This window comes from Rhodoglobus sp. GW821-FHT12B09 (assembly GCF_058809925.1).
This window is the reverse complement of record NZ_JBXATB010000004.1, coordinates 114857-134042: the sequence shown is the minus strand read 5'-3', so window position 1 is coordinate 134042 and position 19186 is coordinate 114857. Positions and strand designations below refer to the sequence as shown.

The window sequence follows — 19186 nt, the reverse complement described above, 5'->3', positions numbered from 1 at the left end:
AGTGACAGCGTGACCGACGAAACCCACGCCCCCGACCTGTCGACGACCGCTGGCCGCATCGCGGACCTGAAGGTGCGCTACCACGAGGCCGTCACGGCCAGTGGCGAGGCCGCCATCGAGAAGCAGCACGCGAAGGGGAAGAAGACCGCCCGCGAGCGCATCGAGCAGCTGCTCGACCACGGCTCGTTCGTCGAGCTCGACGAGTTCGTGCGCCACCGCACGCACGCGTTCGGCATGGAGAAGAACCGCCCTTACGGCGACGCGGTCGTCACCGGGCTCGGCACCATCCACGGGCGCCAGGTCGCGGTGTACTCGCAGGATTTCACGATCTTCGGCGGCTCCCTCGGCGAGGTCGCCGGCGAGAAGATCATCAAGGTCATGGACCACGCCCTCAAGACCGGCGTGCCCATCATCGGCATGCTCGACTCGGGCGGCGCTCGCATCCAGGAGGGCGTAGTCGCCCTCGGCAAGTACGGCGAGATCTTCCGCCGCAACACCCAGGCCTCGGGCGTCATCCCGCAGATCTCGATCGTGATGGGCCCGGCCGCCGGTGGCGCCGTGTACTCCCCCGCGCTCACCGACTTCGTGATCATGGTCGACAAGACGTCGCAGATGTTCGTCACCGGCCCCGACGTGATCAAGACCGTCACCGGCGAGGACGTCGGCATGGAGGAGCTGGGCGGCGCGCTCACCCACAACAAGATCTCCGGCGTCGCGCACTACCTGGCCAGCGACGAGGATGACGCGCTCGACTACGCGCGGACCCTCATCGGCTTCCTGCCGGACAACAACCTCGCCGAGCTGCCCGTGTACGAGAGCGAGGTCGAGCTCGAGATCACGGACGAGGACCGCAAGCTCAACAGCATCGTCCCCGACAGCCCCAACCAGCCGTACGACGTCAAGACCGTCATCGAGCACATCGTCGACAACGGCGACTTCCTCGAGACCCAGCCGCTCTACGCGCCCAACATCGTCGTGGGCTTCGGCCGCGTGGAGGGCCGCACAGTCGGCGTCATCGCCAACCAGCCGAACGCGATGGCCGGCACGCTCAACATCGAGGCCGGTGAGAAGGCGGCGCGCTTCCTCCGCTTCTGCGACGCGTTCAACATCCCGATCCTCACCCTCGTCGACGTGCCCGGCTACCTCCCCGGCACCGACCAAGAGTGGACCGGCGTCATCCGCCGCGGCGCCAAGCTGCTCTACGCCTACGCCGAGGCCACCGTGCCCCTCGTCACCGTCATCACCCGCAAGGCCTACGGCGGCGCGTACATCGTCATGGGCTCCAAGCAGATGGGCGCCGACCTCAACTACGCGTGGCCGACCGCCGAGATCGCCGTCATGGGCGGCCAGGGCGCCGTCAACATCCTGTACCGCGGGGAGATCAAGGCTGCGGAGGCCGCCGGCGAGGATGTGGCGGCGGTGCGCACCCGACTCGCCAACGAGTACACGTACAACGTGGCATCCCCGTTCCTCGCCGCCGAGCGCGGGGAGCTGGACGGCATCATCGAGCCGGCCGCCACGCGCGTCGCTGTCATCAAGGCGCTGCGCGCGCTGCGCACCAAGCGCGCGTCGCTGCCGCCCAAGAAGCACGGGAACATCCCGCTGTGAGCGACCCCGACATCCGCGTCATCTCCCCGTCGGCGACCCCCGAGGACATCGCCGCGGTCACCGTCGTGGTCTCCCAGGCACTGGCCGAGCTGGCCGACGAGCTCGGGGCCGAGGGCGGCCCCGGCGTCTCGGCGTGGCAGCGGAGCCAGCGGCAGCTGCGCACTCCCCTGACGCCCGGCCCCGGTGCGTGGCGGAGTTTTTCGGGCTGATCCCCGCGATTGGGGAAAAGCACCCCCCGAACGGGGGTTTCCTGCGGTTCGCCTAGATTGGGCATCCCGAGACAACGAATTCCGCAGCTTGAACGACTGAAACAGACCGTTCTACCCCCGTCGGACGGGCGATATGGCCCGGATTCCGAAGAATGTACCCCTGTTGCCCTCGCCGCTCGAACCCCGAAATACCGGAATATCGGGGTACTCGTTCACTGTGTGAAGGCTAAATGTCCCCCAAGAGTCCCCCAAAGAGACGACTTTGCGTACCCCTGTCGCCCCCGCATAGTTGTTATTGCTAGATGTTCCTCCCTTGGAGAACATCACCATTCATTGGCCGACTAGGGTAAGCGGGCCAATGTATTGGGGGCGGGTCAGGGCGATATTCGGGTTATCGCCCTGACCCGGGTTTTAGCGAAGGGCCGGATGCGGTGCACTGCACCCCCGGCCCTTCTGCTTGTCCAGCGGCCCGCCGCGCCCAGCGGGGCGGGCCGCTCCTGGCGCAGACTACGGCGTGACCGGCACCCGCGGGATCTCGAGCCACAGGTCGACCTCGTCGTCCTCGAGGGAGTCCTGGCCGAGCGCCACTGACTCGCCGTCGGCCACGGAGCGCAGCCCCACCACGGTCACCGCGACGTCGGAGCCCTCGGGCACGGTCCGCGCGATCACCTTGTCGGCATTGGTCTCGTGGATGGCCAGCGCGAGCCGGTTGAGCACGCGGTCCAGCTCGGCGTCGGAGAGGTCGTCGATGCCGCCCTCGTCGAGCAGGGTCACGGTCGCGCCGCGGCGGCGCGCACTCATCACCTCGTCGCGCACGGCGTCGTTGAGCAGCTTCCGGCCGCGGATCTCGTCGCGGATGGCGCTCTCGAGGTAGGCGCACTCGCGGCGCTGCTCGTCGGTGAGGTTGCCGCCGCTCTCCTGGATCTGGCGCAGCATGGTGAGCGCCATGGCACTGGTCTGCCCGAGCCTGAACTGGCGCTCGTGGACGTGCGCCTCCTGTGCAGCCTGCCAGTCGGTGGCCTCGCGCTCCGCGAGGGCGAAGCGCTGGGCATCCTTGGACGCCTTGGCGAGGGCGGTGCTCAGCACGTGCGAGACGGCGACCCAGGATGCGCTGCCAACGATCCCGAGGGAGAAGATCCCGGCCGGGCCGACAGCGCCGACGCCCACGACGGTGTGGACCACGAGGAAGCCGATGCCCAGCCACGCGAACGTGTGCCGGCCCCGCGTCGACGTGATCGTCATGAGGGTGCCGCTCGCCGCCACGTACCAGCTCGCGTAGCCGGTGCCGCCGGGGCGGCCGAAGTCGAGCTCGTTCGCGACGAGAAGGGTGATCGCGATGACGATGGCGAAGTTGAACGCGGCCATCCAGATCGGCATCCGCACCGGGCCCCACGGCAGCAGGCTGATGATCGTCGCCGCCGCGTACAGGGCCATGGCGACGAAGATCGGCGCGGTGTGGCGCGGGATGTCGAGCGTGTAGGTCGCGAGCACGAGGTGGTACGCGGAGAACAGGCCGGCCATGCCGACGATGAGGTAGCGGGGGACGCCGATGTTCACGCGCCGCCCCCGAACTCCGTGACGGGCGGCGGGCTCGCGTGCGGCCAGCGGATGCTCACGATCGTGCCCTCGCCCGGCGCCGACTGCACGGTCGCGCGCCCGCCCGCGTTGGAGATGCGCTCGAGGATGGAGACCCGCACGCCGAGGCGCTCGCTGCGCTCCGAGATGTCGAACCCGGCTCCGGTATCGCCGATGACGACCTCGATGCCGCCCGGGGCCACACCGCGGACGGCGACCCAGCGCGAGACGCCCTCCTCCCCCGCGTGCTGGAGGCTGTTGACCATCGCCTGCACGGAGGCCGAGTAGATCGCCTCGGCGGCGTGCACGGGCAGCGAGCGGGTGCCGACGCTCCGGATGCGCAGCTCGAACGGGCTCGAGAGGGCGGCCGCCGCGTCCGTGATGCGCTCCGCCAGCGAGGTGAAGCGCACGGTGGTGCCGTCGTCGGGGCTCGCGGCCGCGGCATCCCGGAGATAGCCGATCGCGTTGCCGGCCATGGTCGCCGCGAGCTCCTGCGCCTGCGGGGTGAACGCCCGGGCGGCGGAGATGAAGGTCGTCAGCACGCTGTCGTGCACGATCGAGTCGACCTGCACGCGCTCGACCTCCGTGGCGTGCTGGCGCACGGCGTGGCTGTAGCGGTCGAGGGCGGTCGCCTGCGCGTTGTCGACCGAGCTGGCCGCCTGCCGCAGCATGGTCACGATGATGACGATGGCGGAGCCCAGGATGAGCGCGTACACGCCCTCCAACAGGGCGAGCGGCCAGCTGGCGCCGCCGCCGAGCGGGGTGATGCGGATGATCACGTAGATCATCGGGCAGACGAAGAGGTAGATCGTGGTGATGAGCGTCGGGAACGCGATCGCCGCCATCGCGGTAGCGACCGTGATGAGGTAGTTCAACCAGTGGATGCCCTGGAAGACGTCCGCGCCGGGCAGGACGAAGAACGGCCACGAGACCAGCGCCAGGAGGTACAGCACGGCGAAGATGCCCTGGATGGGCCGCACCCAGACCTGGGCGATGGAGAGCACGAGCACCACCACGAGGGTGCCGAACAGGGCGGGGACGACGATCCAGAGCCAGATCGGCTCGGCCTCGTCGAGCTGGCCGAGCAGCCACGGGACGGTCTGGGCGCCGAAGACGATCCCGAACACCGCGACACTGCGGGAGATGACCTTCTCGACCTGCTTGCGGCTGATCGGGTTGCGCGGCTGCTTGTTCTGCGGCAGCGCCCGCACGGTCGTGACGCTATCGGCCATCTCCGCCGTCCGGGTCGAGGCCGGGCAGGATGCCGTCCTCCACTGCGCGCCTCAGCAGGTCGACCTTGGTCGGAGCCGGTCTTCCCACCTCGACGTACTTGACCCGGATGCGGTCGAGGTACTCGCGGGCGGTCGAGTACCCGATGCCCAGCTGCTGTGCTGCGAGCTTGAGAGGGAGGCCGGAGGCGTAGAGGTGCAGGATCTCGCGCTCGCGCCGGCCGAGCTGCGCCTTGGCGAAGTCGCGGTCGGCGTCGATCGCGGTCGCCCACTCGAGGTTGTTGAGCACCTCGCCACGGGCGACGGTGGCTGCGGCAGCGAGCACCGTGCTCGTCGCCGAGGACTTCGGGATGACCCCCGCCGCCCCGGCTGCGAGCGCTTCCCGAACGCTCGCAACCCGGTCGGCGATGGAGTGCACGAGCACGGCAGAGCCCGTGGCCTGCACGCGCTTCACATTGTCGGTGACCGTGGAGCCGTCACCCAGGGAGAGGTCGAGCACGACGACGTCCACCTCGCGGCCGTCGAGGCTCGCGACGAACTCGTCGACGGTCGCCGCCGCGGTGACGAACTCGTAGCCCTGGTCGATGAACGCCGCCTTGAGCCCGAGCCGAACCGATTCGTGGTCGTCGACCACGGCGACACGCACGAGGGAGGCGGGGGTCGGGCCGTCCGTCTCCATCGTCGTTGGCTGGGCCATGCTGTTCCGTTCTCGCGGGTGCGGGTGGTACCCCATCGTAGTGTCGTGGCCGCCGAAAGGCGCAGGAGACACTCAGGACCGGGTGAGAGTGCCCACCGCCTCGACGTGGTGCGTGTTGGGGAAGAGGTCGAACGCGCGCAGTGCAGTGAGCTCGTAGCCGTGCCGCTGGAACAGCTCCACGTCGCGCGCGAAGGCCACCGGGTCGCACGCCACGTACACGACCTGCGCGGGGGTGAGGCCCGCGATCGTGTCGACGACGTCCTTGCCGGCGCCCGAGCGGGGCGGGTCGAGAACGACAGTGCCCTTGGCCAGGCGGGCGCGCTCGGTGGGGGATGCGGCCGCCGCGAGCTCGCGCACCCAGCGCTCGACCCGTCCCGTCTCAGCACGGGCGCCGAGCCACTCGGAGAGGTTCTCCGCCGCGAAGTCGGTAGCCCTCGGATCGCTCTCGACGCTCGTGATGCGCGTCGCGGGGCCGAACCGGTCGCCGACCGCCGCGGCCAGCAGGCCGACGCCGCCGTACAGGTCGAGGTTGTGCGCAAGGGGGTCGAACAGGTCGCCGTCGATAGCCGTCTGCACGGCCTCGGTCAGCGCTTCGGCGGCGGAGCGGTGCACCTGCCAGAACCCGCGGTCCGAGAGCCGGAACTCCCGCCCCGCCACGACCTCGGTGATCGTCGACGGCTTCTGGTCGCCGATCACGAGGCGCGTGCCGCCGGTCGAGGGGTTGATCACGTCGACGTGGTCGAACCCGTCGAAGTTCTGCGTGAGCGGGGCCGCGGCGGAGAGCTCGTCGGTGCCGAGCGGCAGGTCCGCGACCGGGATGACGCGGTGGGAGCGCGCGGCGTACGGCCCGGGCCGCCCGTCCTCTCCCACGTGCAGCCGCACCCGGGTGCGCCAGCCTGTGCCGGAGCGCTCCTCGTCTCCGGGGAGGGCCTCGACCGCGGCATCCCGGTCTACCTTCGCCATGCGGGCGAGGGACTCGGTCAGCACCTGGCGCTTGAGCTCGCGCTGGTGGGCGAGCTCGATGTGGCCGAACTCGGCCCCGCCGGCGCGGTCGGCGGGGTCGCGGTCGAGGGCGGCGGCCGACCAGACGTGGTCCTTGCGGTGCGGGCTCGGGATGACGACGTCCACCGTCTCGGCGCGCCAGAACGTGGCCTTGCGGTCGTCGCTCACCCGTGCGACCACCCGCTCGCCGGGGATGGCGTCGGCGACGAACACGACACGGCCCTCGTAGCGCGCCACCGAGACTCCCCCGTGCGCGATGTTGGTAACGTCGATCTCGATCGGCCTGCCGGCCCACTCACCCATCCTCCGAGCATAGGAGCACTGTGCGCCTGTACCTCGCGTCGACCTCGCCCGCGAGGCTCGCCACGCTGCGCGCGGCCGGGGTGGAGCCCGTGCTGCTGTCGTCCGGCGTGGACGAGGAGGCGGTCGCCGCGGCGGCCGGCCCCCTCGACGGACCGGGGCTCGTGGCCCTCCTCGCGCGGGCGAAGGCCGAGGCGGTGGTCGGCCCGGAGCTGGACGGCTTCATCCTCGGCGGCGACTCCGCGTTCGAGCTCGACGGCGAGCTGTACGGCAAGCCGCACCGGCCCGAGGTGGCTCGCGAGCGGTGGCTCGCGCAGCGGGGCCGCACGGGGCTCCTGCACTCGGGGCACTGGCTCATCGACCACCGCGGCGGCTCGGCGAAGGGCGCCGTGGGGGCTGTGGCTACGGCATCCGTCACCTTCTCCTCTCTTACCGACGCTGAGGTGGACGCGTACATCGCCACCGGCGAGCCGCTGCAGGTCGCGGGGGCCTTCACGATCGACAGCCTCGGCTCGGCGTACATCACGCGCGTCGAGGGCGACCCGCACGCGGTGGTGGGCCTCTCGGTGTCGACGCTCCGGTCGCTCCTGCTGGAGTTCGGCGTCGAATGGCACTCGTTGTGGAACCTGCCGCGCTTGTAGCCGTTCTTTTTGTGGGGACCCCCTCATCCGGCACGGCCGTGCCCCAATAGGCTGGGGGATTATGTCTCGCATCACGAAGGTCCTCATCGCCAACCGTGGAGAGATCGCAGTACGCGTGATCCGCGCCGCCAAAGACAGCGGCATCGCGTCCGTCGCGGTCTACGCCGATCAGGACCGGGATGCCCGGCACGTGAAGCTCGCCGACGAGGCCTACGCCCTCGACGGCACCACGTCTGCCGAGACGTACCTCGTCATCGAGAAGCTGCTCTCCGTGGCCCGCCGCTCGGGCGCCGACGCCGTGCACCCCGGGTACGGGTTCCTCGCCGAGAACGCCGTCTTCGCCCAGGCCGTCATCGACGCCGGGCTCATCTGGATCGGCCCCTCCCCCGACGCGATCGAGAAGCTCGGCGACAAGGTCTCCGCGCGCCACATCGCGGAGAAGGTGGGAGCCCCGCTCGCGCCCGGAACCCTCAACCCCGTCTCGGGCGCCGACGAGGTGCTGGACTTCGTCGACCAGTACGGCCTCCCCGTCGCCATCAAGGCGGCGTTCGGCGGCGGCGGCCGCGGGCTCAAGGTCGCGCGCACCCGTGAAGAGGTCCCCGAGCTGTTCGAGTCCGCGACCCGCGAGGCGATCGCCGCCTTCGGCCGCGGCGAGTGCTTCGTCGAGAAGTACCTCGACCAGCCGCGCCACGTCGAGACCCAGTGCCTGGCGGACTCCCACGGCAATGTCGTCGTGATCTCCACCCGCGACTGCTCGCTGCAGCGCCGCCACCAGAAGCTCGTCGAGGAGGCGCCGGCGCCGTTCCTCACCGACGAGCAGAACGCGGCCCTGTACACGTCGTCGAAGGCGATCCTCAAGGAGGTCGGCTACCTGGGGGCCGGAACCTGCGAGTTCCTCGTCGCCAAGGACGGCACGATCTCCTTCCTCGAGGTCAACACCCGCCTGCAGGTCGAGCACCCGGTCTCCGAGGAGGTCACGGGCATCGACCTCGTCCGCGAGCAGTTCCGCATCGCCGAGGGCGAGGCCATCGGCTACGACGACCCGGTCGCCGTGGGCCACTCCTTCGAGTTCCGCATCAACGGCGAGGACCCGGGGCTCAACTTCATGCCCGCTCCCGGCCCGGTCAACGTGCTCCGGATGCCCGGCGGCCCCGGAGTCCGTGTCGACTCCGGCGTCACCACCGGCGACGTGATCAGCGGCGCCTTCGACTCCCTTCTCGCCAAGCTCATCGTGACCGGCTCCTCCCGCGAGGACGCCCTCGAGCGCTCCCGCCGCGCCCTCGACGAGTTCGAGGTCGCCGGCCTGCCGACCGTGCTGCCGTTCCACCGCAAGATCGTGCGAGACCCGGCGTTCACGTCGAGCCCCTTCTCGATCTACACCCGCTGGATCGAGACCGAGTTCAACAACGACATCGAGCCGTGGAGCGGTTCGCTTCCGGATGGCTCGGCTCCCGTCGCGCGCCACAACGTGGTCCTCGAGGTCGGGGGCAAGCGGGTCGAGGTCTCCCTGCCGACGAAGCTCGTTCCCACCACCGGCGGCGGCACGGCCCTCGCGGCTCCGCCGAAGCGCCGGGCGTCGTCATCCGTGTCGACAGTCACCGGGGACTCGGTGAAGGCGCCCATGCAGGCCACCGTCGTGAAGCTCGCCGTTGCCGAGGGCGACAAGGTCGTCAAGGGCGACCTGATCCTCGTGCTCGAGGCCATGAAGATGGAGCAGCCGCTCACCGCCCACAAGGACGGGACGATCACGGGCATCAACGCCGCGGTCGGCACCACGGTCTCGTCGGGCCACCTCCTGATGTCTATCGCGGACTGACCGCGCGGGCGTAGCGCGCCCCGAGCTCGCGGATGCGGGCGACGAGGGCCTGGGGCGCATCGACCTCGAACTCGAGGTCGAGCAGGCCGACATACACCGCGATGGTCTCGACGCTGTCGGCGCCGGTGACGAGCACGCAGCGCGACTCGTCGATCGGCTCGACGACGCCGACCGCCGGGTTGATGCGCCTCAGCACCTCCTCGGCGGAGGCGAGCACCGTGATCCGGGCGTGCACGCTCCACCCGCTCGACGCCACCTCCCGCACCACGAAGTCCGTGTAGTCAGCTTCGTCGAGACCGCGCGGCACGAACCGGCGCCGAGTGGGGGCGCGAAGGCTCATCCGGTCGACGCGGTAGATGCCCCACCCGCCCGTGACCGTGCTGCGCGTGACGAGGTACCAGCGGCGCTGCCACACCACGAGCCGGTAGGGCTCGACCGCGTGCGGCTCGTCGTCGCCCGGGTAGTCGAACCGCAGCCACTCGGCATCCCGGATCGCCGTGGCGACCTGGCTGAGCACGGCGTGGTCGATCTCCGGGACGTCGTCGACGCTGTCGGTCACCTCGGGCCCGCGGGTGATCGTCGAGCTGAGCGCGTCGAGCGTGGGCCGCAGTCGCGGCGGGAAGACCTGCTCGAGCTTGGCCAGAACCCGCGCGCTCGACTCCTCGACACCGGCCAGACCCGTCGCCTGGCGGAGCCCGACTACTATCGCCACCGCCTCCTCGTCGTCGAGCAGCAGGGGCGGGAGCGCGGTTCCGGCGCCCAGGCGGTAGTAGCCGTCCCGGCCCCGGACGGCGTCGACGGGGTACCCCAGCGCGCGCAGTCGGTCGACGTCCTTGCGGATCGTGCGCGTTGTGACACCGAGCTCGTCGGCGAGCTGGGTGCCGGACCATTGCGGTCGGGACTGGAGCCGCGAGAGCATGGCGAGGAGGCGGGCAGACGTATCGGTCATGGGACAAGTATTGCCGGCAACAGGAACGATTCGTTCCTATATGGCTTCTACCGTGGAGCTATGACAACGAACAGCCGCGGCCCTGCCGCCATCCGTCCCTTCCGCATCGACATCCCCGAGGCCGACCTCGCCGACCTCCGCGCTCGCATCGCGAACACCCGGCTGCCGCAGCCGGCACCCGAGGACGACGCCCGCTACGGCGTCACCGCCGCCTGGCTCACCACCGCGCTCGACCGCTGGGCCGAGCTCGACTGGCGCGCCGTCGAAGCACGGCTCAACGAGTTCGCCCAGTACGTCACCGAGATCGACGGCCAGCCCGTCCACTTCGTGCACGTGCCGAGCGCCGAGCCGGGCGCGACGCCGCTGCTGCTCGCGCACTCCTACCCCGGCTCGTTCGTCGACTTCCTCGACCTCATCGGGCCGCTGACCGACCCGGTCGCGCACGGCGGTCGCGCGGAGGATGCGTTCTCCGTCGTGATCCCGTCCGCGCCCGGCGTGGGATTCAGCTCCCCCGTGGTCGGCGGCGGCTGGACCACGGCACGCGTCGCAGGGCTCTTCGACACCCTCATGCGCCGTCTCGGGTACAGCACGTACGGCGTTCACGGCAGCGACTTCGGCGCGAATGTCGCGCGGGAGCTCGGGCTCCTCCAGCCGGAGGGCCTCGTCGGGCTGCACGTGCTACAGGCGTTCTCCTTCCCGAGCGGTGCCGAGGGCGAGTTCGACACCCTGGGGCCGAAGGACTACGCGGCCCTCGAGTTCATGCAGTGGTTCCAGTCCGTGGGCGGCTACAACACGATGAACGCCTCGCGGCCCCAGACGGTGGCCGTCGGCCTCGCCGACTCCCCCGCGGGGCAGCTCGCCTACAGCGAGCTCTTCATGGGCTTCGACCGCCCGTCGTCGGTGCCGCTCGACGCCATCCTCACCGAGGTGTCCGTCGCCTGGTTCGCGAACTCCGCCGCCGGCCAGGTGCGCTACTACTTCGAGGATGCCCGGGCTGCAGCCGAGCCGTCCGTCAACCACGCGCCGATGGGGGTGGCGCTCTTCCCCGACGACTTCCAGTCCATCCGGGCGTTCGCGGACCGGGACAACGACAACATCGTGCACTGGACCGAGCACGAGCGCGGCGGCCACTACGCCGCCCTCGAGGTGCCCGACCTGCTCGTGGGCGACATCCGCGCCTTCTTCGGCGGCCTCCGCCCCTGACGGCCACCCCGCCCGGGATGAGATCCGACAATCGCCGCTTCAGGCCACCAGGGAAGCGCAGATTGTCGGATCTCAGCCGGCGCGCGCGGCGCTAGCCGGCGCTAGTTGACGATGTGCATCGCGCGCGCGGCATCCGTGATGCTGCTCGTGAGCGACGGGTAGACGCTGAACGCGCGCGCCAGCTGGTCGACCGTGAGCCGGTGCTCGACGGCGAGCGCGATCGGGAGGATGAGCTCGGATGCGTGCGGCGCGACGATCACGCCCCCGATGACGGTGCCCGAGCCGGTGCGGGCGAACAGCTTCACGAAGCCGTCCTTGATGCCCATCATCTTCGCGCGGGGATTGGACGCCAGCGGCAGCTTGTAGATGTCGCCCTGCGCGATGCCGTCCTCGATCTGCTTCTGCGACCATCCGACGGTGGCGATCTCCGGCTGGGTGAAGATGTTCGAGGTGATGTTGCGCAGCTCGGTGGGGTTCACGGCGTCCCCCATGGCGTGGAACACGGCCGTGCGGCCCTGCTGCGACGCCACGGAGGCCAACGGGAGGAAGTCGCTGCAGTCGCCCGCCGCGTAGATCGACGGCACCGAGGTGCGCGCGACGCGGTTGACCCTGATGTGGCCGGACTCGGTGAGCTGCACGCCGGCCTCGGCGAGTCCGATGCCCTCCGTGTTGGGGATGGACCCGACCGCGAGGAGGCAGTGCGTCCCCTCCACAGTCCGGCCGTCGGAGAGGGTTGCCACGACGCCGTCCTTGGTGCGCTTCACGGAGTCGGCGCGTGATTTGGAGAGCACGGTCATCCCGTTGCGCTTGAAGACGTCCTCGATGACGCGGGCCGCGTCCTGGTCCTCGCCCGGGAGCACCTGGTCGCGGGAGGAGATGAGGGTCACCTGCGAGCCGAGGGCGGTGTACGCGGAGGCGAACTCGGCGCCCGTCACACCCGACCCGACGACGATGAGATGCTCGGGCACCTCCTCGAGCGTGTAGAGCTGCGTCCAGGTGAAGATGCGCTCGCCGTCGGGCTTGGCGGTCGGCAGGATGCGCGGGCGCGCGCCCACGGACACGACAATCGTGTCCGCATCCACCTCGTCGAAGTCCGTTCCCGCCTTGCCCTTGCCCGTGGAGACCACGATGCGCTGCGGACCGTCGAGGCGCCCCTCGCCGTGGATGATGCGGACGCCGGCCTTGATCAGCTGCGACTTCATGTCCTCGGACTGCTGGCGCGCGAGGCGCATGAGCCGCGCGTTCACCGCGGCGAGGTTGACGGTGACCTCGGGGCGCACGGCGCGCCCGGAGTCGGAGCGGGTGAAGAACTGCACGCCCAGGTCGGCGGCCTCGCCGATGCCGTTGGTGGCCTCCGCGGTGGCGATGAGCGACTTGGAGGGGACGACGTCGGTCAGGACCGCGGAGCCGCCGACGCCCTCGCGCTCGACGAGGGTGACATCGGCGCCGAGCTGCGCGCCCGCGAGGGCGGCCTCGTAGCCGCCGGGGCCTCCGCCGAGAATCGCAATGCGCTGCTTCCGCTCGAATTCATAGGCCATGCCTCAATCCTCCCTTAAATGCAACCGGCTTGCCCGCCGCCGGGCCCGAGCGTAGACCGTGGGGATAAACGACAAGGGCCTCAAAACCGTCGTCGAGTCCTAGAGTGTTGGGATGCTGAATCCTCTGGACAATCCCGATCTCAACCCGTTCGACATCGCCGCCGAAGCCGCAGCGCAGATCGCAGAGAAGACCGGGGTCGACCGGCACGACATCGCCCTCACGCTCGGCAGCGGCTGGGCGAAGGCCGCGGACCTCATCGGCGAGACCACCGCGACGATCACCGCGCAGGACATCGTGGGGTTCGGCAAGCCGGCCCTCGAGGGGCACGTCGGCACCCTGCGCTCCATCCTGCTGCCGAGCGGCAAGCGCGCGCTCGTGATCGGCGCACGCACCCACTACTACGAGAACCACGGCGTGCGCCGGGTCGTCCACTCGGTGCGCACGGCGGCCGCGACCGGCGCCACGACCATGATCCTGACCAACGGCGCCGGCGGCATCAAGGAGACCTGGAAACCGGGCACCCCCGTGCTCATCAGCGACCACATCAACCTCACGGCGGACTCGCCGCTCGAGGGCGCGACCTTCATCGACCTCACCGACCTCTACAGCGCGCGGCTCAGGGCCGTCGCCAAGACCGTCGACGGCAGCCTCGATGAGGGCGTGTACTGCCAGTTCCGCGGGCCGCACTACGAGACCCCCGCCGAGGTGCAGATGGCGAAGGCGATCGGCGGGCACATCGTGGGCATGTCCACCGCGCTCGAGGCGATCGCGGCGCGGCAGGCGGGCATGGAGATCCTCGGGATGTCCCTCATCACGAACCTCGCAGCGGGCATCCAGAAGACGCCCCTGAGCCACGAAGAGGTGATCCAGGCGGGCAAGGACGCCGAGGCGCGCCTCGGCGGGCTTCTCGCGCAGATCGTGGCAGAGCTGTGACGGCGGCCGAGGCCGCGCGGGCCTGGCTCGCACAGGATCCGGATGCCGCCACTCGCGCCGAGCTCGAGGCCCTGATCGCGGCCGGCGGCGCAGCGCTCGAGGAGCGGTTCGCCTCCCGCCTGCAGTTCGGCACGGCCGGCCTCCGGGGCGAGCTCGGCGCCGGGCCGACGCGGATGAACCGCGTGCTGGTCGCGCAGGCCGCCGCGGGCCTCGCCGCGTACCTGCTCTCCCAGCACCCGAGCCCCAGCATCGTGATCGGGTACGACGGCCGCCGCAACTCGGAGGTCTTCGCGCGCGACACCGCCACGATCATGGCGGGCGCGGGCGTCACGACGACCCTCCTCCCACGGCACCTCCCCACTCCCGTTCTCGCCTTCGCGGTGCGCCACCTCGACACGAGCGCGGGCGTCATGGTGACGGCCAGCCACAACCCGGCCAACGACAACGGCTACAAGGTCTACCTCGGCAAGGACGACCACGGCTCGCAGATCGTGCCCCCGGCCGACGGCGAGATCGCGGCGGACATCGAGAAGATCGCGGCCGGCTCGATCAGCGACCTGCCGCGCTCGACCGACTTCATCGTGGCCGACGACTCGGTGCTGCACGAGTACGTGCGCGCCACGGCCGCGCTCGCGCAGGTCGGCGCCGGTCTGAACTTCGTCTACTCGGCCATGCACGGCGTCGGGTGGGAGACGGCGCGCGCCGTGTTCGCGGCGGCCGGCTTCGGCGAGCCGCACGTGGTGACGGAGCAGATCGAGCCGGATGCCGCGTTCCCGACTGTCGCGTTCCCCAACCCCGAAGAGCCCGGCGCCATGGACCTCACGTTCGCCCGGGCGGCGGAGGTCGGTGCCGACCTCGCCATCGTGAACGACCCGGACGCGGACCGGCTCGCCGTGGCGATCCCGTCGGCGAGCGGCTGGCGCCGCCTCACCGGCAACGAGACCGGGTACCTGCTCGGGTGGCGGGCCGCCGAGCGCGCCGGGGCGGACGGGGTGCTCGCGGCATCCATCGTCTCGTCTCCCGCTCTTCGCGCCGTCGCGCAGGCGTACCGCCTGCAGTACGAGGACACGCTCACCGGGTTCAAGTGGATCTCGCGCGTGCCCGGCCTCTCGTACGGCTACGAGGAGGCGCTGGGATACCTCGTGGACCCGGAGATCGTCCGCGACAAGGACGGCGTCTCGGCGGCCGTGGACTTCCTCTCGCTTGCCTCGCAGCTCAAGGCGCAGGGCAAGACCGTCGAGGACCACCTCGACGACTTCGCCGACCGGTTCGGCGCGTTCGCGTCCGGGCAGATCTCGCTGCGGTTCGACGACCTCGCGCTCATCGGCGCGGCCATGGACCGCCTGCGGGCGAACCCGCCCGCGAAGGTCGGCGGGATCGCGGTCGAGCGGATCGACGACTTCATCGACGGCTTCGAGCAGTACCCGGCCGGCGACATCCTGCGGCTGCACCTCGACGGCGGGGCGCGCGTGATCGTGCGCCCCAGTGGCACGGAGCCGAAGCTCAAGGTCTACATCGACGCGTCGAGCGACTCGGGCACGGCCGCCGAGCGGCGCGCCGCGGCGGAGGCCGTGGTGGCGGAGCTGGACGCGGGGATGCGCGAGCTGCTGGCCTAGGAGCCCAGCGCCGCCTCGAGCTTCGCGCTCAGCTCGGCCGTGTCGAAGTAGTTCTCGACCACGATCACGTCCGCGAAGGTCTTGCCGATCGCCTCCACGAACTCCGGCGACGTCAGGATCACCTGCGCGTCGGCGGCGACCTCGCGCACCGAGGCGATGTCGGCGGCGACGACCTCGGCCGAGATGTCGAGCTTGCGCAGTACGCGCTCCGCGTTGACTTTGAGGATGCCCGAACTGCCGATCCCCGCCCCGCAGATGGTCACGATCTTCATGCGCGCATGATCCGTTGCACTTCTTCCACAGTCGTCGCCGCGGCGAGGTCGTTGATCGCCGTCGAGTCGTTGAACACGTTCGCCACCGCCGCGACCGCCGCGAGGTGCTCGGAGGACGACATGACCGCCAGCCCGAGGATCACCCGCACCGGGTCGTTGTACGGGTGGCCGAAGTTGACCGGCGTCGCGAGGGTGACGATCGAGAGACCCTCCGCGAGGACCTCGGGACCGGGCCGCGCGTGCGCGAGGGCCAGCCCCGGCGCGATCACGACGTAGGGGCCGTGCTCCTCGATCATCCGGATCATCTCGCCCGAGTACCCCGGGCGCGCGGCCCCCGACCGCGCGAGCGCATCGCCCGCGAGGGTCACCGCTGCGCGCCAGTCGGCCGCCTCGGCGGCGATCACGATGGCGCTCTGCGGGAGCGGGGGCAGGGTCATCCCTAGGCCGCTTCGAACCCGGCGGTGATGATGTCGGCGAGTTCCTCGCGGTCCTCGAGCGGGAGGAAGGTGGCCGCGGCGGCGTTGAGCTGGAACACGGCGAGGTCGGTGAGGTCGTAGCCGAACGCCTCGGCGAGCAGGTAGAGCTCGCGGCTGAGCGAGGTGGCGCTCATCAGGCGGTTGTCGGTGTTCACCGTCACGCGGAAGCCGAGCTGGTAGAGCAGGTCGAACGGGTGGTCGACGAGCTCGGCGCCCCACTGCTCGATCGCGCCGGTCTGCAGGTTCGAGCTCGGGCTCAGCTCGAGGGCGATCTCGCGGTCCTTCACCCACTGGGCGACCGGGCCGAGCGTGACGTAGGTGTTCTCGTCGTCCTCGCGGGCGGTCGTGATGTCCTCGGCGAGGCGCACGCCGTGGCCGAGCCGCAGGGCGCGGCCGTCGAACAGCGCGCCGCGGATCGACTCGATGCCGTCCGCCTCGCCCGCGTGCACGGTCGCGGGCAGGTAGTGGTGTGCGAGGTAGTCGAACGCCTCGCGCAGGTTGCCCGCCGGGAAGCCTGCCTCGGCGCCCGCGATGTCGAAGCCCACGACGCCGTTGTTGCGGTGCCGCACGGCGAGCTCGGCGATCTCCAGGCCGCGGTCGGCGTGGCGCATGGCGCTGACGAGCTGGCCGACCCGGATGCTCGCCCCGGTGGCCGCGACATCGGCAACGCCCGCCTCCAGGCCCTCCTGCACTGCCTCGACCACCTGGTCGAGGGTCAGGCCGCGGGTGAGGTGCTGCTCCGGAGCCCAGCGGATCTCGCCGTACACGACACCGTCGGCACCGAGGTCCTGCACGAACTCGCGGGCTACGCGCGTGAGGCCCTCCGGGGTCTGCATCACGCCGGTGGTGATGTCGAACGTCTTGAGGTACTCCACGAGTGAGCCGGAGTCGGACTGGTTGGCGAACCAGGTACCGAGAGCCGCGGCATCCGGAGCAGGAACCTCCATGCCGATCGCGTCGGCGAGCTCGATGATGGTCTGCGGTCGCAGCCCGCCGTCGAGGTGGTCGTGAAGCGAGACCTTGGGAAGCGCCGTGATGCTCGCCCCACCCCCGGGCATGATGTAGTCGTCAGCAGCGGCGTTCATGGGTCAAATCTACCGTTCCCGCTGCTGGGTACTAGCCTCGAACGGTGCCCACGAAGATCATCCTCGACTGCGACCCCGGCCACGACGACGCGATCGCGATGCTGCTCGCGTGGGGCAACCCCGAGATCGAGCTCGTCGGCGTCACGACGGTGATGGGCAACCAGACCATCGAGAAGGTCACGCGCAACGCGCTCTCAGTCGCGCGGGTCGCCGGGATCACGGGCGTGCCCTTCGCCCGCGGCGCCCACCGGCCGCTCGTGCGCGAGGTCGAGGTTGCCGACTCCATCCACGGCGAGAGCGGGCTCGACGGGCCCGTCCTGCCCCTCGGGACCATCGAGCTCGACCACCGCCACGCGGTCGACTTCATCATCGACACCGTGATGGCGGCGGATCCGGGCACCATCACGCTCGTACCCACGGGCGCCCTCACGAACATCGCCATGGCCGTCCGCAAGGAGCCGCGCATCGCCACCCGCGTGAAGCAGGTCGTGCTGATGGGCGGCGGGGTCAACGTCGGCAACTGGAGCGCGACTAGCGAGTTCAACATCGTCATCGACCCCGAGGCCGCCCACATCGTGTTCAACGAGAAGTGGCCGCTCACCATGGTCGGCCTCGACCTCACCCACGAGGCGCTCGCGACCCCCGCGGTGGCCGCCTCCATCGCCGCCGTCGGAACGGGGCCGGCGCGCTTCGTGGGCGAGCTGCTGGAGTTCTTCGGCCACACCTACCGCGACCAGCAGGGCTTCGAGCATCCCCCGGTACACGACCCCTGCGCTGTCGCGTTCGTCATCGACCCGACGGTCATGGAGACCGTGCGAGTGCCGCTCGACGTCGAGCTCACCGGCACCCTGACGCTCGGGATGACCGTGGCCGACTTCCGCGCCCCCGCGCCCGATGACTGCACCACCCAGGTGGCGCGCAAGCTCGACCACCCCAAGTTCTGGGCGCTCGTGGTCGACGCCCTGGAGCGGATCGGCGACCCCGAGCTCTAGCCCGACGCTGAGATCCTACAATCGGCGCTTCAACTCCGATGCGAACCGACGAAGGCCGGATCTCAGGCTGTGGAGACCGCTAACCGCGCACCGCTCGCTTCGAGTTCGATGGGCGGATGCCCCGGATACCGATTCCCGACGAGTTCAGCGGACCCTTCGCAGTGGGGGCCGGGCTCGGCGCCGGGCTCACGCCGGCGAGACTCCGCGGCAGCGACCTCCAGCGGCCGTTCTGGGGAGTGCGAGTGCCCGCCGGCGAAGCACTCGACTGCGCGGGGATGGCGCGCGCCTATGCGGTCCGGATGCCCGCGCACGCGTTCTTCTCCCACGCCACCGCCGCGCAGCTCCACGAGATTCCCCTCCCGCTCCGTCTGATCGAGGCACTGCCACTCGACGTCGGCGTCGCGCAGGACCGCACGCCTCCGGGAGGGGCGGGAGTGAGGGGACACCGGCTCGCGATCGCGCCCGTTGATGTCATCGTCCGCCGGGGACTCCGGCTCACCTCCCTCGAGCGGACCCTGTGCGACCTCTCCGCACTTCTCGACGAGGAGGAGCTGCTCGCCGCCGGCGACAACATCCTGTGGCGACGACGTCTTCGCGGCCACCGGGCGACAGTCCGCTCCCTGGAGGGGGCGATCGAGCGGTTCCACGGCCGGCGCGGGCTCGCACGCCTCACGCGGGTTGTTCCGCTCATGACCGACCGCGCAGACTCCCCGCCGGAGTCCGTGATCCGTCTCCGCCTCATCCGGGCGGGACTGCCGGGGATGCTCGTCAACGAGCAGGTCTGCGACGCGATCGGGTCACCCATCGCGACGCCAGACCTGCAGATCCCGCGCTACAGAATGGCGCTGGACTACGAGGGCGATCACCACCGGACGGACCCTCGGCAGTGGCGCAAGGATCTCGCGCGAGTCCCGTTGCTGCAGGACGCGGGCTGGCACCACACCCGGATCTCGGCGGACGACCTCGCCGACTCGAGCGCGTTGGTCGCACGGCTGCGCCGTCGACTCCGCGAGCGCGGATGGACCGGGTGAGATCCGGCAATCG

18 protein-coding genes are annotated in these 19186 nt (G+C 70.5%); 9 read left to right on the top strand and 9 right to left on the bottom strand.

Annotated features, from left to right (window positions below; translation table 11 throughout):
* The first annotated feature begins 9 nt into the window (after window positions 1-9).
* Complete coding sequence (locus AC1RTC_RS10070) at window positions 10-1608, top strand: acyl-CoA carboxylase subunit beta (protein WP_493155396.1); 1599 nt, start codon at window positions 10-12, stop codon at window positions 1606-1608.
* Complete coding sequence (locus AC1RTC_RS10065; RefSeq protein ID WP_493155395.1) at window positions 1605-1817, top strand: acyl-CoA carboxylase subunit epsilon; 213 nt, start codon at window positions 1605-1607, stop codon at window positions 1815-1817. Before AC1RTC_RS10070 ends, AC1RTC_RS10065 begins: the two co-directional genes overlap by 4 nt.
* A gap of 507 nt (window positions 1818-2324) precedes the next feature.
* On the opposite strand, the gene AC1RTC_RS10060 is transcribed toward AC1RTC_RS10065, so the two are convergent.
* The 4 genes from AC1RTC_RS10060 to AC1RTC_RS10045 all read right to left on the bottom strand — a co-directional run bounded on the left by AC1RTC_RS10060 (window position 2325) and on the right by AC1RTC_RS10045 (window position 6623).
* Window positions 2325-3374: a DUF8320 family protein gene (locus AC1RTC_RS10060; protein ID WP_493155394.1), complete on the bottom strand. Its 1050-nt coding sequence runs from the start codon at window positions 3372-3374 to the stop codon at window positions 2325-2327.
* The gene (locus tag AC1RTC_RS10055) at window positions 3371-4624 is read right to left on the bottom strand and encodes a sensor histidine kinase (protein ID WP_493155393.1); all 1254 of its coding nucleotides are present in this window, start codon (window positions 4622-4624) and stop codon (window positions 3371-3373) included. The genes AC1RTC_RS10060 and AC1RTC_RS10055 overlap by 4 nt, the downstream gene beginning before the upstream one ends.
* On the bottom strand, window positions 4614-5318 hold the full coding sequence (locus AC1RTC_RS10050; RefSeq protein WP_493155392.1) for a response regulator transcription factor: 705 nt from the start codon (window positions 5316-5318) through the stop codon (window positions 4614-4616). Before AC1RTC_RS10050 ends, AC1RTC_RS10055 begins: the two co-directional genes overlap by 11 nt.
* Window positions 5319-5390: 72 nt before the next feature.
* Window positions 5391-6623 (bottom strand): class I SAM-dependent RNA methyltransferase, encoded by a 1233-nt coding sequence (locus AC1RTC_RS10045; RefSeq protein ID WP_493155391.1) that lies wholly within the window; start codon window positions 6621-6623, stop codon window positions 5391-5393.
* A 20-nt stretch (window positions 6624-6643) separates the two neighbouring features.
* Here AC1RTC_RS10045 and AC1RTC_RS10040 point away from each other — a divergent pair, with 20 nt between their 5' ends.
* Both AC1RTC_RS10040 and AC1RTC_RS10035 read left to right on the top strand, forming a co-directional pair.
* Window positions 6644-7261: a Maf family protein gene (locus AC1RTC_RS10040; protein ID WP_493155390.1), complete on the top strand. Its 618-nt coding sequence runs from the start codon at window positions 6644-6646 to the stop codon at window positions 7259-7261.
* 61 nt (window positions 7262-7322) lie between these two features.
* A complete protein-coding gene (locus tag AC1RTC_RS10035) occupies window positions 7323-9077 on the top strand; it encodes an acetyl/propionyl/methylcrotonyl-CoA carboxylase subunit alpha (RefSeq protein WP_493155389.1) in 1755 nt (584 codons plus the stop codon).
* Here AC1RTC_RS10035 and AC1RTC_RS10030 read toward each other — a convergent pair.
* The gene (locus AC1RTC_RS10030; protein WP_493155388.1) at window positions 9064-10026 is read right to left on the bottom strand and encodes a helix-turn-helix transcriptional regulator; all 963 of its coding nucleotides are present in this window, start codon (window positions 10024-10026) and stop codon (window positions 9064-9066) included. The two genes, AC1RTC_RS10035 and AC1RTC_RS10030, sit on opposite strands and share 14 nt — an antisense overlap.
* 60 nt (window positions 10027-10086) lie before the next feature.
* Here AC1RTC_RS10030 and AC1RTC_RS10025 point away from each other — a divergent pair, with 60 nt between their 5' ends.
* Window positions 10087-11229: an epoxide hydrolase family protein gene (locus AC1RTC_RS10025; protein WP_493155387.1), complete on the top strand. Its 1143-nt coding sequence runs from the start codon at window positions 10087-10089 to the stop codon at window positions 11227-11229.
* A 101-nt stretch (window positions 11230-11330) separates the two neighbouring features.
* Here AC1RTC_RS10025 and AC1RTC_RS10020 read toward each other — a convergent pair whose 3' ends face one another.
* On the bottom strand, window positions 11331-12767 hold the full coding sequence (locus AC1RTC_RS10020; protein ID WP_493155386.1) for an NAD(P)H-quinone dehydrogenase: 1437 nt from the start codon (window positions 12765-12767) through the stop codon (window positions 11331-11333).
* Window positions 12768-12879: 112 nt separating this feature from the next.
* Between AC1RTC_RS10020 and AC1RTC_RS10015 the strand changes: the two genes are divergently transcribed.
* Entirely contained in the window at window positions 12880-13701 is an 822-nt protein-coding gene (locus AC1RTC_RS10015) for a purine-nucleoside phosphorylase (protein ID WP_493155385.1), read from the top strand.
* A complete protein-coding gene (locus AC1RTC_RS10010) occupies window positions 13698-15317 on the top strand; it encodes a phospho-sugar mutase (RefSeq protein WP_493155384.1) in 1620 nt (539 codons plus the stop codon). Before AC1RTC_RS10015 ends, AC1RTC_RS10010 begins: the two co-directional genes overlap by 4 nt.
* On the opposite strand, the gene AC1RTC_RS10005 is transcribed toward AC1RTC_RS10010, so the two are convergent.
* The 3 genes from AC1RTC_RS10005 to AC1RTC_RS09995 are packed head-to-tail and all read right to left on the bottom strand — an operon-like array spanning window position 15314 to window position 17150.
* Window positions 15314-15589, bottom strand: coding sequence for a PTS sugar transporter subunit IIB (locus AC1RTC_RS10005; protein ID WP_493155383.1), 276 nt, complete (start codon window positions 15587-15589; stop codon window positions 15314-15316). The genes AC1RTC_RS10010 and AC1RTC_RS10005 overlap by 4 nt on opposite strands.
* The gene (locus tag AC1RTC_RS10000) at window positions 15586-16026 is read right to left on the bottom strand and encodes a PTS sugar transporter subunit IIA (protein WP_493155382.1); all 441 of its coding nucleotides are present in this window, start codon (window positions 16024-16026) and stop codon (window positions 15586-15588) included. The genes AC1RTC_RS10005 and AC1RTC_RS10000 overlap by 4 nt, the downstream gene beginning before the upstream one ends.
* A gap of 2 nt (window positions 16027-16028) precedes the next feature.
* Window positions 16029-17150 (bottom strand): adenosine deaminase, encoded by a 1122-nt coding sequence (locus AC1RTC_RS09995; protein WP_493155381.1) that lies wholly within the window; start codon window positions 17148-17150, stop codon window positions 16029-16031.
* Between the two features lie 44 nt (window positions 17151-17194).
* Between AC1RTC_RS09995 and uriH the strand changes: the two genes are divergently transcribed.
* Both uriH and AC1RTC_RS09985 read left to right on the top strand, forming a co-directional pair.
* Window positions 17195-18142, top strand: coding sequence for a uridine-preferring nucleoside hydrolase UriH (gene uriH, locus AC1RTC_RS09990; RefSeq protein WP_493155380.1), 948 nt, complete (start codon window positions 17195-17197; stop codon window positions 18140-18142).
* Window positions 18143-18258: 116 nt separating this feature from the next.
* Window positions 18259-19173 carry an endonuclease domain-containing protein gene (locus tag AC1RTC_RS09985; protein ID WP_493155379.1) on the top strand — a complete coding sequence of 305 codons (915 nt, stop codon included), beginning with the start codon at window positions 18259-18261 and terminating at the stop codon, window positions 19171-19173.
* Window positions 19174-19186: the final 13 nt, after the last annotated feature.